Here is a 15,539-nt window from a genome sequence, read left to right as displayed (position 1 = left end):
CCGCCAGCGGCCAAGGCTTGTAAATGTCACCTGAAAATGACAGCCTTGTCATAATCAAGCCTTATTGCCACATAATCGCCGCCATGGCCCCGGGAGAGCTCAGGGTTTTCTCTGGGTTTGCCAATTAATCGGCGTAAAACCTATTTCAGCTATTTGACCGGCTCCATTTATCGCCTATAACTGCAACTACATGTTGCGGCCGATGTCACGCACCATGCCTCAGCCCGCCAGGTTCGCCTGCGGGCATTTTTTTTGTATGTCGGCGCGAAATTAATCGGAGGCATTTAGCCAGAATCCACCTGGGCGGAGCGGGATAATCATGACAATTCTGTCATCATGGCGCGACCGCCTCATGACAATGTTGTAATGATAATGCGCCATTGTGATCACGGCGGATTCAGAAGAAATACTCATTGATGCCGGAGGGGGCGCCGGAATTCCACGCCAGCAAAGGGATAGCAGCCGACAGCCGGCACCGTGGCCAGTTTTTGCATACAGCTTCTGATGCGATTTTGTCGTGAATATAAGGCGCCCATCCATGGCCCGCATTAATTCAGTGAAAACCCTGCCCCGGCTTTCGCTTGACTTCGTTGATATATCACATACTGTGTATCCCATCGCCGCTCCTAGTTTGAGAGAGAGGTGAGGGCGGAGACCTCAGGTCGCGTCGTGATAAGAGGCAAACAAATGCCAATGACATTAGGAGACATGAAATGCCAGCAGCCATCCCTAAGCTGAGGCGCAGCGCGACCGTATATTCCTCCGCCCTGTCGCGAGTTAATGGCCAATCTATTCAAGGAGCGCGCAATGAGTAATCCATCGGCAATGGGGATGGGCGTCAATCACCAGGTCCCGGAAGGCACACGCTGGATGCAGCTGATCGTGGGGGTGATCTGCATGATCGCCACCGCCAACATCCAGTACGCCTGGACCCTGTTCGTCCCGGAGATCCAGGACACCTACGGCTGGTCCCGCGCCAGCATCCAGGTCGCGTTTACCGTGTTCGTGCTGGTGCAGACCTGGCTGGCACCGATCGAAGGCTACTTTATCGACAAGTTCGGGCCACGCATGATGGTGGCGTTCGGCGCGGTGTTCATCGGCGCGGCCTGGTGCATCAACTCGCAGGCGACCACGCTGATGGGCTTCTACGTCGGCGCGGCGGTGGGCGGGCTGGGCGTGGGTTCGATCTACGCCACCTGCATCAACAACGCCCTCAAGTGGTTCCCGGACCGCCGCGGCCTGGCCGTGGGCCTGACCGCCGGAGGCTACGGCGCGGGCTCGGCGGCGACCATCCTGCCGATCGCGGCGATGATCGAGTCGCAGGGCTTCCAGCACACCTTCCTGTTCTTCGGCCTGCTGCAGGGTTCGCTCGCCTTCATCGCGGCGTGGTTCCTGCGTTCGCCCAAGTCGCATGAAGTCAAGGCGTCGGCCAAGCTGGTCCAGGCCACGCGCGACTACACGCTCAAGGAAGCGCTGTGCACCAAGCTGTTCTGGCTGATGCTGATCATGTTCGTGCTGGTGGTCACCGGCGGCATGATGGCCGTGGCGCAGCTGGGCGTGATCGCCAAGGACCTCGGCGTGAAGGAGTTCAAGGTCGACCTGCACTTCTTCGTGATGGCCGCGCTGCCGCTGGCGCTGATGCTGGACCGCATCATGAACGGGATCTCGCGCCCGCTGTTCGGCTGGATTTCGGACAACATCGGCCGCGAAAAGACCATGGTGATCGCCTTCACGCTGGAAGGGCTGGGCATCATCGCGCTGGGCTACTTCGGCAGCAACCCGTACGCGTTCCTGATCCTGTCCGGGGTGGTGTTCCTGGCCTGGGGCGAGGTCTACTCGCTGTTCTCTGCGCTCGCCGGCGATGCCTTCGGCACCAAGCACATCGGCAAGATCTACGGCGTGCTCTACACCGCCAAGGGTATCGGCGCACTGTTCGTGCCAATCGGCAACCTGATGATGGAAGCGACCGGCACCTGGTCCACCGTGCTCTACACGGTGGCAGCGATGGACCTGACCGCGGCCTTCCTGGCGATCATGGTGCTGCGGCCGGTGCTGAAGAGCCACGTTGCCAACGCCCGGAGCCTGTTCTCGAAGGAGGCGGCGGCAGCCGGGTCGCAAGTACCGGCCTGAGCGGGGATGACGGCGGCGACGCCAGTCATTGCAGGGCTTTCGCAGCAACAAAAGGCGGGCTTCTTCGGAAGCCCGCTTTTTTCATGGGGCCGGGTGTTTGCGACGGGAGCGGGGCGCCTGTGATAAAGGTATGCCCGTGCCCACCCCAGCGCCTCCCATGCGCGCCGCCGTCATGTTCCAGGTCCTCGCCCCGTGCCCATCCCTGACGCCCTATGTCGACGGCTACTGGTTCGTACAGGACCTGGAAGGCGCCTACGCCGGCAGCGATATCACCACCTGTCCGTACCCGGGTGCGGTGCTGTCGGTCAACTTCGGCCGTCCGAACGCGATGGTGGGCGGCCCTGCCGTGCCGACGGTGTCGCTGCTGGGCTTGCAGTCGGCCAGCCGGCGCTGGCAGTCGTGGTCCGATACGTACTTCGTCATGGCCATGCTCAGCGGCGCCGGGCTGGCGCGGCTGTTTCCCGGCGTCGGGCCTGAGTGCAAGGACCAGTTGCTGGACCTCGCGGGGTACCTGGGAGACCGGGCCAGCCATGCGCTCAGCGCCGACCTTAGCGCCGCCTGGATGCCGGCACGGATCGTTGCCCGGCTCGATGCGTGGCTGCTGCGGCGGCTCGCGGCGCTGCGGGAGCCGGCGGCGCTGCAATCGATGCGCGCGGCCCACGCGCTGTTGCGCGAGGGGCGGCAGGTACAGGAAGTCGCCAGCCTGATGGCGGTCAGCCGGCGTCAGCTGAACCGCTGGTTCGCGCAGCAGCTGGGGCTCGGGCCAAAGCAGCTGATGGAGCTGGAACGCCTGCAGCACAGCATCCAGGCACTGCAGCGCGGCACGGGCGATGCGCTGGACGGCTACAGCGACCAGGCCCACCAGATCCGCGCATGGCGCCGCCGCGTGGCGCAGACGCCGGGCACGTACGCGCGCAGCGGCCAGTCACCGCTGGCGGTGTCCTTCGGGCAGCGTCCGGCTGGCGCGCCGGCGTTCTACCTGTGAGTGGACCAGGCACGTCCCAAACGTTCAATACAGCGTTCCCGCGCGGCCGCATGCTGGCGGCCTGAACGGAGGAAACCATGAACGCTGCAAGCCTGCCGCCGGAGCGCGGCTTTATCTCCTACACGGATGGCACCACGGTCTTCGAGGGCTACCTCGCCAGGCCTGCCGGCATGGCCGCGTCACGCACGCCGTGCGTGGTGCTGGCCCATGAGTGGAGCGGCCTGAATGCGGCGATGCGCCGCTGCGCCGACCGCTTCGCGGCACTGGGCTATCCGTGCTTTGCCGCCGACGTGTACGGCAAGGGCGTGCGCGGCGACGAGCGGGGCGACAACGCGCACCTGATGGACCCGCTGCTGGCCGACCGCCGGCTGCTGCGGCAGCGGCTGCTGGCCGGGTTTGAAGCGGCCAGGCGACTGCCGGACGTAGATCCGGGGCGGATGGCCGCGGTGGGGTACTGCTTCGGTGGCCTGTGCGCGCTGGACCTGGCGCGCGCCGCCGCGCCCGGGCTGGTGGCCGCGGCCAGCTTCCACGGCGTGCTGCAGCCCCCGCGGCTCGGCCCGCAAGGTCCCATCGGTGCCAGCGTGCTGCTGCTGCATGGCTGGGAAGACCCCGTGGCGCCGCCGGCGGACGTGCTCGCCATCGCCACCGAGCTGACACAGGCCGGAGCCGACTGGCAACTGCATGCCTATGGCCATGCGCGCCATGCGTTTACTTTCGAGGGCGCCAACTTCCCGGAGCGGGGCATTGTCTATGACGCCGCGGCCGACCGGCGCTCGTGGGCGGCATGCGCGGCGTTCCTGGCCGAGCGGTTCGCGGCATCGGCCTAGCGGCAGGACCGGCGCCGCACGGTCAGATCGCCTGTTGCCGTGTCAGCCTGGCGTGGCAACTCAGCGCCGCGCAGACTGCTCCCGCGCGCGCCACTGCCGCCACAGCCAGCCCGCGGTGAGCGCCACCGGCACGCCCAGGCCGATCCAGCACAGCGCATCCCACGCGCCGTCGCCAAGAATGCCGGCCGCCAGGCCGCCCAGCGACAGCGCGCCAAGCAGCACCGGCATCGGCCAGGTATCGTCGATCAGCTTCATGCCTGGTCTCCCGACAGTTGCGGCGGCAGCGGTGCGCGCGCTTCCCCGCGGCTGCGCCGCGGCCGCTTGAGCCAGAAGATCAGTCCGGTCACGGTGGCCCCCGCCGTGATCACGGTCAGCAACGCCCACAGGATCTGCAGCGGCCGGCCGGCATAGTCGCCAAAGTGGAAAGGCGCAGACAGCAGCAGCACCTGCAGGTACCACGGCATGCCGCGCACCGCGGCGACGCTGCCGTCGCCGGCGTCGACCAGCGCGATCGCATAGACGCGCTTCTGCAGCTCGGTATGGCCGCGCAGCACCACGCCGTAGTGGCGGCCGGTGGAGAACTCGGTGCCGGGGTAGAACACAAAGGCCGGATCCCTGCCCGGCACGGCCTGGTGGGCCGCCTCCAGCGCGCGGTCGACCGGCACCAGCTTTGGCGGTGTCGGGCCGGGCAGGGTGGCGATCAGGTGCTGCAGCTCGGTCTTCTGCCACAGCCCGATGATCAGCGGCGAGAACGACAGGAAGGTGCCGGTCAGCCCGACCACCAGGGCCCACACCATCACCACGATGCCGAACAGGTTGTGCAGGTCCGCCTGCACTACGCGCACCGGCTTGCCGAAGCGCACCAGCCCGAAGGCCAGCTTGCGCATGAAAGGCCCGTAGAGCACCAGGCCGCTGATCAGGCTGAGCGCGAACAGCACGCCGATAAAGCCGATGAAGAACTGGCCGGGCAGGCCCAGGAACAGGTTCAGGTGCAGCTTGAGGATAAAGCCGCTGACGGTCTCGCCGGCCGGGCCGGGCTTGCGCGGCGCGCCGGTGGCGGCATCGAACTGGACCGTGGTGCCGTGGCGCAACTTGGCCTCGCCGGGCGGGCCGACGCGCACGCCGACGGCATCGGCATCATCCTCGGCGAAGGCAATCGACTTGGGCGCCTGGCCAGGATGGGCGGCGCGCGCCGCATCGACCATGCCTTGCAGCGGCGGGCGCTGCGCCGGCACGGGCAGGGTGCGTTCGGCCGACACCAGGCCGTGGTGTTCCTGGCCGGCGAGCGCGTCGATGTCCTCGTGGAAGATCAGCAGCAGACCGGTGAGGCACAGCACCAGCAGGTTCAGGGTGCAGAGCAGGCTGGTCCAGCGGTGGATCGCGTACCAGAAGCGTAGCGTGGGGGCTTTCATGTGATGAGACTCCTGCAAGGCCGCGGCCCCGCACCCGTGTTGCGGGTGCGGGGCCGTGCCTGCCGCCATGGGTTGGCATGCCAGGCCATGCCCGGCTTACCAGCGGTACGTCACCGTGCCGATGATGGTGCGGCGGCGCCCGTAGTAGCAGTTGGTGGCGCTGTCGCATGCGGCGACGTAGGTTTTGTCGAACAGGTTGTTGACGTTCAGCCGCAGCGTGTAGTGCCGCGCGAACGAATAGCTCGCGGCCAGGTCGACCAGCGTGAAGCCGGGCACCTCGGTCACGTTGGTCTGGTCGTAGGTCTTGCTGACGTAGCGCACCCCGCCGCCCAGCCAGACGCCCGCCAGGAAGCCGCTGGAGAGCCGGTAATCCGCCCACAGCGAGGCCATGTGCCGCGGCACGTATTGCGGCGTCTTGCCGGCGTTGGGCGCGTTCGGGCCGGCCTTCGTGACCTCGGCGTCGGTGTACGTGTACGACGCCAGGATGTTGAAGTTGGGCGTGACCGACCACGTGCCTTCCAGTTCCACGCCGCGCGAGCGGACTTCACCCAGTTGCGACGAGAAGCCGCTGACCGGGGACGTCGTCAGCACGTTGGCCTGGGTCAGGTCGAACAGCGACAGCTGGGCAAAACTGCGGCTGCCCGCGGGCTGCCACTTCAGCCCGGCCTCGTATTGCTTGCCGGTGGTGGGCTGCGGCGTGCCGCCGCCGAACAGCGGCACGGTCGTGGCCGGCTCGAACGAGGTGGAATAGCTCACGTAGGGCGAAAGGCCGTACGGGCCTTCCCACAGCAGGCCGGCACGGCCGGTGAACTTGCCGTCGTCGCTGCCGGTGCGAGTGACCGCGTTGGTCGAGAGGGCGCGCGTGTCGGTGCTGACCTTGGCCTTGTCATAGCGCCCGGCCAGCTGCAGCATGAAGCGGTCGGAGATCCGCACCATGTCCTGCAGGTAGAAGCCGATCTGGCTGCGCGTGGTGTCTTCGTCGGTCTGGTAGTTCGGCGCGACAAAATTGCCGTAGACCGGGTTGAAGATATTCAGCGGCGGCTGGGCGGCCGGCGTGTTGCCGGTCAGGCCGCGCAGGCGGTCGAAGGTCGAGCGCGAGTAGTCGATGCCGGTCAGGATGGTATGGTCGAAGATGCCATGCCTGACCTTGATCTGCGCCTGGTTGTCGACCGTAAACAGGTCGAACGACTCGTTCGAGCGCAAGCCGATACGGCGCAGCAGGTAAGGGCCGTTGGGCGGATTCGCCACCAGCCCGCCGTTGCCGCCGATGTTCTCGTAGCTCACATACATGTGGCCGTAGCGCAGGTTCTGGCGCAGCGTCACCGTGTCGTTCAGGCGATGCGAGAATTCATAGCCCGCCAGGTACTGCTCGCGCTTGAAGCGGTCGAAGCCCGGCTCGCCCGTGAACAGGTCGGTCGGGATCCTGGAGCCGTTGGCCAGCGGCGTGATCGTGCCCAGCGCCGGAAGGAAGTTGGCGCTGTTGCCGGCATTGTCGTGGTAGATCTGCGCGTAGGCCGTGAAGCTGGTGGCATCGGTGGGGCGCCAGGTGATCTGCGGCGCGATGAAGAAGCGGTCGTCGCCGGCCATATTGGTCTGCGTGCCGCTGTCGCGCGCCAGCGCGGTCAGGCGGTACAGCACCTTGCCGTCCTTGTCGAGTGCCCCGGTGAAGTCGCCGGAGACCTCCTTGCGGTCATAGTTGCCGAAGCTGAGGTTGATCTCGTTGGCGGTCTCCGCCTGCGGCCGCTTGCTGATCTGGTTGATCAGGCCGCCGGGCGAGGTCTGTCCGTACAGCACCGACGACGGACCGCGCACCACGTCGACGCGATCCAGGCTGTACGGCTCCAGTTCCCAGCCGCCGTAGCCGCCGGAAGCCGGCAGCTTCAGGCCGTCCCAGTACTGGCTGTTCTGGGACACGGTGAAACCGCGGATCATGTAGGTGCTGCGCCGCGTATCGACGATCGGCTCGGTGCGCACGCCGGCGCTGTAGCGCAGCGCTTCCTCGACCCGCTGCGCGCCCTGGGCGCGCATCTGGTCGGCGGTGATGACGCTGATCGACTGGGGCGTGTCGGCGATCGGCACGTCGGATTTGGTGGCGGACACCGACTTCTTGTTCGCCGGCCCGTAGTTCTCCACGCCGTCGGCGCGCACGCTAACGGTCGGCAGCTGTACCACGGCGGTGCTGCCCGCCTGCGCCGTGCCGCTGTCCTGCGCCTGCGCGCACTGCATGGAGACCGCCAGCGCCAGCGCCGTCAGCGCAAATGGTTGATGGCTTCGCCGGCCCTGGCTCGGGCCGGCCGTTTTACCCCTGTACATATTCCTCCTGGATGTCGGCTTTCTTGATTTCGGCCGTATTGTAAATGCAAATCATTATCATTAATAAATTTCATTCACAGCTTTCTACGTTGGGGGGCCGTGCCGATGGTCAGGTGCCGCGCTTCGGTATTGGGCGCCGACTAACTCGGCAAGTCGCGCGGCATGTGGGCCAGTTGATCGGCGCCGTTCTGGCGCATCAACCTGTTGGACGAAGGTGGAACGGGAATACTCAGGCGGGAAGGGGCCGCTGCGGTGGCCGGTCGCCCCACGGGCAGGGCGACGGCTTTTGCGGGAAAAACATGGAGAATGCGGGGATGATGTCGCGGCCTGCGGCCAGGCCGCGAGGTCAGACCGAGGCCCTCACGTGCGCGCCTCGATGAACTCCTTGAAGCGTTTCAGGTCGCCCTCGACCTTGCGCTTGAGCACGCCGGCGGCATCGCCGACCGCCTCGACCACGCCTTCGGTTTCGTAATTCATGCGCACCGACACCCGGGTCGCGCCCGCATCCAGCGGAGAAAAATTCACCTGGCCCGAGTTCTCCGCCCCGGCGACGCTGCGCCAAGCGATGCACTGGTCGGGGACATTCTGCGTTATCTCGGCATCCCACTCCTTCTGCTTGCCGCCGATCTCGGCGCGCCAGTGAAGACGGCGGTCATCGAGCTGCCTGACCTCCTCGACGCCCTCCATGAACCGCGGAAATTCCTCAAACCGGCACCATTGCTGATACGCGACTTGCACCGGCACCCGGACGTCAATCGACTCTTCGATGGTTGACATAGCACCTCCTTTTTTCAAAAGGCGGGCGAACCGGTGCAAATCCCGTTCCAGACGCATGGCGCGGCGCCGGCCCCAGCCAGAGCGATAGGGGCGGGGCCGGTGCAGAAATTACGCGCAGGACTGCAATAACAGTCGGGAATACCGGATGCTGCCGCAAACGCGGCGTGCCGCTGCCACCACACCGGGTGCACCCGGGTGTTCGGCCGTGCGCCCGCTATCCCGGCGATGTCGGCTGTCCCGGTTATTCAGGCTGACGGTTCACGCCGATAGCCCGCCACCAGTTGCTTCATGGCGCGGAAGGCCGTGGCGCGATCGTCTCCCAGCAGGAAGGCGTGCACGCCTTGTTCGCGCCATTGCTCGCATTGTCCGGCCGCACGCGGGATGGCGCAGAACGGCACGCCCCCGGCCTGGCAGGCCTGCGCGATGCGGCGGATCGCTGCCTGCACGGCAGGATGCTGCGCGTCGGCGGGAACGCCCAGGCTTTGCGACAGGTCGATCGCCCCCTCCAGCACCATGTCGATGCCCGGCACGGCCACAATCTCTTCGATCGCGTCGACGCCCGCGCGGTCCTCGATCATCGCCACCACCATCAGCTCGCGATTGGCCCGGTCCATGTACTCGGGCAATGTCAGGGTACCGAAGCCGGTGGTCCGGCCACCGGCGATGCCGCGCTTGCCGAGCGGGTGGTAGCGCGCGCTGTGGACCGCCAGTTCGGCGGTAGCGCGGTTGCATACGTGCGGCACCACGATGCCCTGCGCGCCGGCATCCAGCACCCGCAGGATGATGTCCGGCGCCGCCCGGGGCACCCGCACCAGTGCCGTGGTGCCGGCGCATTCCGCAGCGCGGATCATGTTCTCGAGCGTTTGCGGATTCACGCCGACATGCTCGAGATCCAGGATCACGAAGTCGAAGCCGGCGTAGCCGATCATCTCTGTCATCAGCGGCAACGGCAGCGAGTTGATCAGCCCGAACACATCGCGCCCGGACGCTATCGCGGCCTTGAGACGGTTAGGCTGCAGCATGGGCATCCTCCACCGGCAGGTAGCAGTGCCGCGGGTGCGGGTGGCGCAGGAAGTCGTGGTGCGAGATATGCCAGGCATAGGCGCCGGCGTACGGGAACACCACCAGGTCGCCGGCGCGCACGCTGTCGACGTACGCGTCGTGCGCCAGGATGTCCTTGGGCGTGCAAAGCTGCCCGACCACGCTGACGCGCGCATCCTGCACGCCGGGGCGGGCGAACGGATAGCGCCAGGACGCCACCGGCAGCACCCGGAACGGGTGGCTGTGCCCCTGCGCATAGGGCGTGCGGAAGTGGTGGGTGCCGCCGCTGGCCACGGCGAAGGCCCGGTCGAAGGCGTGCTTGACGTCGATCACCTCCATGGCGTAGTAGCCGCAGAACGCGGTGATATAGCGACCGCATTCGAAGCGCACGGTCAGCCCGTCGCGCTGTGCCGACAGCGCCGGCAGGCCTGCGGCAAAGCGGGCCCAGTCGAACTGCCGTTCGGGCTCGCGGTAGTTGACGCCGATGCCGCCTCCGACGTTGACCTGGTCCAGCGTGTCGAGCCCGTATTCCGTGCGCCAGCGCCTGACCTGCTGCAGGTAGGCATCGAGCAGGCGCAGATGGGCGGCGGCGTCGAGCTGATGCGACATCAGGTGGAAATGGAAGCCGCGCAGCCGGATTTCAGGGTGCGCGCGCAGCCACGCCAGGCAGGCGGGCAGCTGGTCGCCGGCGATGCCGAACGGCGTGGGCTTGCCGCCCATCATCAGCGTGGTGGCCTGCAGCCCCTCGACCGCCAGGTTGACCCGCAGCAGGACCGGCGCCGTGGTGCCGCGCTCGCGCGCGAGCCAGGCCAGCCGTTCCAGCTCATGCAGGCTTTCCACATGCAGCGCCTCGACCCCCAGGTCCAGCGCGCCGGCCAGTTCCGCATCGGTCTTGCCAGGGCCGCTGAAGATCAGCGGCACCTCGGCAAAGTGCTCGCGCACCCAGGCCAGTTCGCCGCCGGAGGAAATCTCGAAGCCATGCGCGAGCGGCGCCAGGGTCTGCAGGATCGGCAGGTCGGAGTTGGCCTTGATGGCGTAGAACAGCTCGAAGCCCGGCGGCAGGCTGCCCGCGATCGTGTCGGCGTGCGCGCGCAGCGCCTCGAGGTCGTAGACGTAGGCGCTGAGCGGGGCGCCCGCATCGGCGAGCGCCTGGTGCAGGTGGTCGGCGACGTGCGACCAGCGCAGTACGGGGGCGGTCATTGCCATGCCGCCTCCATGCCGGCAAAGGGAATCGGATTGGCGACGGGCACGTAGGTCGAGGCGCGGTCGGCGCGCTGAAAGAAGCGGTTGCTGAAATTGGTCTTGGCGGGGAAGGGGCGGCCAGCCAGCAGGCCGTTGATGCGGCGCGCCGACGCCGCATTGCCGTGGCGATGCTGGTAGGTATGCAAGTGATGGCGCACCACCGACCACAGCCGCGCGCTCAGGGCCTGCCTGCCGGCACCGAGCTGCGCGATCACTTCGCACAGGTTGTTGACGAACACGCAGTAGGCGACGCGGTTCCAGCCTTGCTCCTCGTCATACCATAGCGACGACCGGGCGCGCTCGCTGATGCCCGCCATGGACGACGCGGGATGGCGCGAAGGCGTCAGCTTGACCCCCTCGAAATCGCGCAGGAACAGCTGCGCCGGCATGTCCTGGCGCAGGCCCAGCACCACGTTCTGCAGGTGCGGCTCGAAGATGACGCCGTGCGCGAAGAAGAGGTGGAACACCGGGTAAACCAATTGCTCCACATAGGCGGAGAACCAGCGCTCGGTCATGGCATCCACCGTGGTCCTTTCCTGCGCGGCGAGCGCCGTGAGCAGACGCTGCATGCGCGCATCGCCGTAATAGTGGTTGCCGAACAGCGAGCCGGCCAGCAGCGGCACGCAGTCGGGCGCGCGCAGCGTATCCACGCTCTGGCGCAGGATCAGGCCGAAGCCTTCGATGACCTGGCGGTTCTGCTCGATGTTGGCGTGCCGGAGGTCGACCGACAGGAACGCCGGCTCCTCCATCAGCGCCAGGCCGGGGAACTCGCGCGCCAGCTCCGGCAGCAGCGGGCGCAGCACGCGGTTGACATGCATCGCGCTCTCCAGCTCATACCATGCGTTCTTGCGCACGCAGTTGGTGATGCGGATGTTCAGCGACAGCTTGTAGAAGTACGGATTGCCGGGCTGGTACAAGGTCCGGATCGACGAAGTCGGAAAGAAGTCCGCGCCTTGCGTGCCCAGGTCTTGCAGGCGTCCGCTTGCCAGCGCATCGCGCACCAGCGGATGCCCGCGCAGGTAGCCCGCCTGCCACGGATGGACCGGCACCGCGACGCGGTCGGCAGACACCGGCGGGGCATTCGCCGCGATCAGCTGGTCGCAGCTGGCGTCGAGCAGCGACTGCTGCGCGATGTCGTCGCGCGGCACCGCGAACCACGCCAGCGCAAAGCGCGTGCGCAGTTCCGGCGAGTAGCGCAGCAGGTCCTCGTCGGAGAAGCCCTGACGGCTTTTCGGCGTGGGATGGAAGGGGTGGCCGAAGGTCAGCGATTGCTCGGAGTCGATATAGGCGTCGACCGGATCGGCCGGGATGATCTCGGATACCGGCACCGACAGCACTTCGGTGCTGACGGCGACGCTGTTGCGGATCTGCTCCATCAGCTCGGTGTTGGGCGGCAGCTCATGCTGTTGCGCCATCTCGCGCAACAGCAGCGCGGCCAGCGCTTCCCAGTCGAGCAGCGCCCACGGCTTGTTCTCGGCCTTGTGGAATACCGGCGACAGGTAGCGGTAGTTGCCGGTCAGCCAGGCACCGCCGACCACGGCCAGCAAGCGGTCGTGGATATGCGGCAGCTGCACGTCCAGCACCTGCGCCGGCTCGCGCTGCAGGGTCATGGCGATGGTTGCGGGCCAGTCGTTCTGCCCGGCCGGCGGGCCAACGCGCAACTGGCCGGCGGGGCCCGCGACTTCGCGGCAGTAGCAGTTCAGCAGCGTCTCCTGGCAGCGCCGCGCGGCGGCCAGGCCGGCCAGTTCCGTCATGTCATCCAGGGGGCGGCGCATGCCGGCAGGTTCCAACTTGTCTTGCGTTTGCATTGTCTTGTGACCTCGTTCTCGGGAGGGATCAGAGCGGGCTCATCCGCTGTCGGGCGGTAAGAAGGTAGGCGACGGCCGGCACCAGCAACGCCGCGCCAAGCAGGTAGGGCGCGCCCTGGCCGGCCACGCTGACCGCGGCGCCGGCGCCAAGCCCGGCCGCGACGCCACCCCATTTGGAACTGCTTTCGAACCAGCCGAAGGTGCGGCCGGCGTTGCCCGCGTGCACCACGCTGGCCACCAGCGCATGCAGCGCGATAAAGCCGACCGTCATGGCGATGCCCATCAGCAGGCGCCAGGCCACCAGCGCGGGCAGCCCCAGCGGCGCGGCCTGGGCCAGCAGCGCGACCGCCAGCGTGCCGTAGGCGGAGGCCAGCAACGTCAGCGACGGTGCCAGCCCGAGCCGCCGCGACAGCAGCGGTGCCGCCGCCAGGTACACCAGGTGCGGCAGGCCGAACAGCAGCCCGGCAGTGGCCGCGGACAGGGCCGGCATGCGCTGCTGCAGGTCCGGGATGAAGTAGGGGAACGTCGCCACGGTGGCAAACACGAACGCGAACTGCAGCACATAGATCTGCCGCGGCGTCGCCGGTGCCGCCGTGCCGGCGCCGGTGGAGCGTGCCGCCGGCCGCTGCACCGTGCCGTTGGCGTCGCCCGCGGGCAGCCACGCGATCAGCGCCGCGGCGGCCAGCGGCAGCAGCGCCAGCCAGCGGTACAGCACGATCGGCGATGCGGCACCCATCCACAGGCCGAGGCAGGCCGGCGCCGCCACCAGCGCGGCGCGCGCCGACCACTGCATCGCCGTCAGGCTGCGCGTGAGCGTGGTACCGCTGGCGACCGTGGCCAGGTAGGCGTTGGAGGCCGAGAAGGTCCCGCCCAGCACGCCTTGCAGCACCAGCGCCGCCAGGAAGGCAAACGAGCTGGTCGCGTAGCTGGCGAGCAGGAAGCTTGCCGCCAGCCCCAGTTGCGCACGCATCAGCAGCGGCTTCTTGCCGAAGCGGTCCGCGAGCCGGCCCCACCATGGCGCCGAGATCGCCGCCAGCAGGGTTGGCACCACGTAGAACGCGCCCGCAAGCCACGGCACATCGTTGTGCAGCGAACGCTGCAGGATCAGGGCGAAGAACGGCGGCATGCCCAGCGCCGCAAACGCGGCGATGAAATGGCACAGCATCACCACCGCGACCACCCGACGCGTGCTGGCGCTCATGCGGCCACCCTGAGGAAATTGGGGGCCCGCTTGCCGTAGAACTTGTTGACGTCGGTGGCGCCGGTCCGCGCCTTTTCGGCGAGCGACGCGGCGGTCAGCAGGTACTTCAGGTGCAGCCGGTCGTCGTCGAGCAGCACCTGGCGGGCGAAGGCGGTGTCTTCCCCCGCGGCGGCCAGGTCGGCAAGGACGGCCTCCACGTGGCGCCGCACGCGCGCGTAGCCAACCGCAGGGTCGGTGCCGCGACGCTGCGCCAGGCCTTCCACCAGCGCCGCGATGTTCAGCTGCAGCGTGATGGTGACGAACATCTGTGCCAGCGGCAACGCCGCGTCGACGCCGATGCGCTGGTCTTCCAGCCCGTCGAGGCGGGCCGCCAACGCCGGCCAGCGGCGCGCGAGCATGGCGCGGTCGATGCGCGCGGCATCGTTGTCCTTGAGCATCAGGCGCAGGCCTTCGTCGCCGTAGACCAGCATCGAGTTCTGCTGGTTCGATTCCAGCGCCACGCCATAACGCAGCCACAGCGTCAGGTGCAGCTGCAGGGTCAGCGCCAGGTAGGCATCGAGCCAGGCATCGAGATCGCCGCCGTGATAGCGGCCGGCGAGTTCCTCGGCCACGCACTGGCCACTGGCGGTTTCCGCCAGCAGGGCCGCGACCGGGGCCACCGTCTTGTCCGCCAGCTGCGGCTCGGGATAGCGGCGCAGGATATAGCCCAGGAACGGGCGCTGGTCGACATGGGCGCCATTGGCTTCGTCGGTCAGCAGCACCTGCCCGTGCAGGCCGGGTTCCTGGCGGACTATGTCGCCAAGCAGGGTCTGGATGCGATGGCCGTCGCCGATGGTGCTGGGCTTGATGGTGCGGATGTTCTTGGCGCCCAGCGTGCGGATCGTCAGCGGCAGCTTGATATGCCATGCGGGGGCGTCGAGCACGACCAGCGAGCGCACCGACAAGGTCGGCGACACGCGCAGGCAGGCGCGCGGCGCGCGGATGACGTGGCCGTCCAGCCCAGCTTCGGCCAGGAAGCCATCGAGGTGATGCTGCCAGACGAAGGGATGCACCGGCACCAGCGCATGCGAGCTGGCCAGCGCGGGATCGAGGCCGACCTCGGCGAAGTCCGGCCAGTTCGGGGGCAGGGCATCGCCGCTGGAATGGTGGCGCTCGCGCGGGACCGCGAGCCAGTTCAGCGCGAATGCCGGCTGGAACTCGGGCGCGTAGCGGGCCAGGTCATCGGCGGCAAAGCCCAGCTTGGCGCGCGCGGTGGGGTAGTAGGGATGATCGAGGAAGCCCGCGGCGCGATCGTAGTGCAGCATGCGCTGGTTCCAGGCGGGCAGCGCATGGCCAGCAGCGCGGTCAGCCTGCGCGAACCAGCGTGCGCGCTCGGCCATCGAGACGGCGCGATGCTCGACCGCGGCACGGCACTCCTCGGCGTAGGCGGTGAACAGGCGCGCATCTGCCTCGGGCAGGCCGCCGGCGAATGCGGCCAGGATGGACTCGACCTCATGCAGTGCGGAGAACTCGCCGTCGGCTTCATGCAGCAGGGGCAGGCGAGTCAGGCGCCAGTCCTGCATGTAGCGCGTCGGGCTGACCGGAAGCCACAGCGTGCCGGCGCCAAGGCGCGGGACACGCAGCCACTGCTGGCCGGCATCGAAACCATGCGCGGCACCCGGTACCGCGTCAGCGCCGTACAACTCGCCGCGGCTGGCGCAGGCACGCACGTCCTCGCGCAGCAGGGTGTCGACGACGCGCACGCAGATGTAGTCGACATCTGCGTTGGCAGCAGTGGCGGACCGGGACGGCTGCTGTTGCATG

Annotated in this window: 12 protein-coding genes; 3 read left to right on the top strand and 9 right to left on the bottom strand. The window is 67.7% G+C overall.

Annotated elements, in window-relative coordinates:
* The first annotated feature begins 807 nt into the window (after positions 1-807).
* The 3 genes from oxlT to CBM2588_RS21955 all read left to right on the top strand — a co-directional run bounded on the left by oxlT (position 808) and on the right by CBM2588_RS21955 (position 3,942).
* On the top strand, positions 808-2,130 hold the full coding sequence (oxlT, locus tag CBM2588_RS21965) for an oxalate/formate MFS antiporter (protein WP_115682468.1): 1,323 nt from the start codon (positions 808-810) through the stop codon (positions 2,128-2,130).
* A 157-nt stretch (positions 2,131-2,287) separates the two neighbouring features.
* Positions 2,288-3,115 carry a helix-turn-helix domain-containing protein gene (locus CBM2588_RS21960; protein WP_231942234.1) on the top strand — a complete coding sequence of 276 codons (828 nt, stop codon included), beginning with the start codon at positions 2,288-2,290 and terminating at the stop codon, positions 3,113-3,115.
* 77 nt (positions 3,116-3,192) lie between these two features.
* On the top strand, positions 3,193-3,942 hold the full coding sequence (locus CBM2588_RS21955; RefSeq protein ID WP_115682467.1) for a dienelactone hydrolase family protein: 750 nt from the start codon (positions 3,193-3,195) through the stop codon (positions 3,940-3,942).
* 60 nt (positions 3,943-4,002) lie between these two features.
* On the opposite strand, the gene CBM2588_RS21950 is transcribed toward CBM2588_RS21955, so the two are convergent.
* From CBM2588_RS21950 to CBM2588_RS21910, 9 genes are all read right to left on the bottom strand, one after another.
* On the bottom strand, positions 4,003-4,197 hold the full coding sequence (locus CBM2588_RS21950; protein WP_115682466.1) for a hypothetical protein: 195 nt from the start codon (positions 4,195-4,197) through the stop codon (positions 4,003-4,005).
* Positions 4,194-5,354, bottom strand: coding sequence for a PepSY-associated TM helix domain-containing protein (locus CBM2588_RS21945; RefSeq protein WP_115682465.1), 1,161 nt, complete (start codon positions 5,352-5,354; stop codon positions 4,194-4,196). The genes CBM2588_RS21950 and CBM2588_RS21945 overlap by 4 nt, the downstream gene beginning before the upstream one ends.
* A 96-nt stretch (positions 5,355-5,450) precedes the next feature.
* Entirely contained in the window at positions 5,451-7,667 is a 2,217-nt protein-coding gene (locus CBM2588_RS21940; RefSeq protein WP_115682464.1) for a TonB-dependent siderophore receptor, read from the bottom strand.
* 360 nt (positions 7,668-8,027) lie between these two features.
* A complete protein-coding gene (locus CBM2588_RS21935; protein ID WP_115682463.1) occupies positions 8,028-8,444 on the bottom strand; it encodes an SRPBCC family protein in 417 nt (138 codons plus the stop codon).
* A 245-nt stretch (positions 8,445-8,689) separates the two neighbouring features.
* Positions 8,690-9,466 (bottom strand): HpcH/HpaI aldolase family protein, encoded by a 777-nt coding sequence (locus CBM2588_RS21930; protein WP_115682462.1) that lies wholly within the window; start codon positions 9,464-9,466, stop codon positions 8,690-8,692.
* Positions 9,453-10,685: a type III PLP-dependent enzyme gene (locus CBM2588_RS21925; protein ID WP_115682461.1), complete on the bottom strand. Its 1,233-nt coding sequence runs from the start codon at positions 10,683-10,685 to the stop codon at positions 9,453-9,455. The genes CBM2588_RS21930 and CBM2588_RS21925 overlap by 14 nt, the downstream gene beginning before the upstream one ends.
* Positions 10,682-12,502, bottom strand: coding sequence for an IucA/IucC family protein (locus CBM2588_RS21920; RefSeq protein WP_115682460.1), 1,821 nt, complete (start codon positions 12,500-12,502; stop codon positions 10,682-10,684). The genes CBM2588_RS21925 and CBM2588_RS21920 overlap by 4 nt, the downstream gene beginning before the upstream one ends.
* A gap of 61 nt (positions 12,503-12,563) precedes the next feature.
* Positions 12,564-13,736 carry an MFS transporter gene (locus CBM2588_RS21915; RefSeq protein ID WP_115682459.1) on the bottom strand — a complete coding sequence of 391 codons (1,173 nt, stop codon included), beginning with the start codon at positions 13,734-13,736 and terminating at the stop codon, positions 12,564-12,566.
* Positions 13,733-15,538, bottom strand: coding sequence for an IucA/IucC family protein (locus CBM2588_RS21910; RefSeq protein ID WP_231942233.1), 1,806 nt, complete (start codon positions 15,536-15,538; stop codon positions 13,733-13,735). Before CBM2588_RS21910 ends, CBM2588_RS21915 begins: the two co-directional genes overlap by 4 nt.
* Between the last annotated feature and the right edge of the window lies 1 nt (position 15,539).

Origin of the sequence: Cupriavidus taiwanensis (assembly GCF_900250075.1) — a bacterium.
Lineage (GTDB): Bacteria > Pseudomonadota > Gammaproteobacteria > Burkholderiales > Burkholderiaceae > Cupriavidus > Cupriavidus taiwanensis_C.
This window is presented reverse-complemented; position numbering and strand designations above follow the sequence as displayed.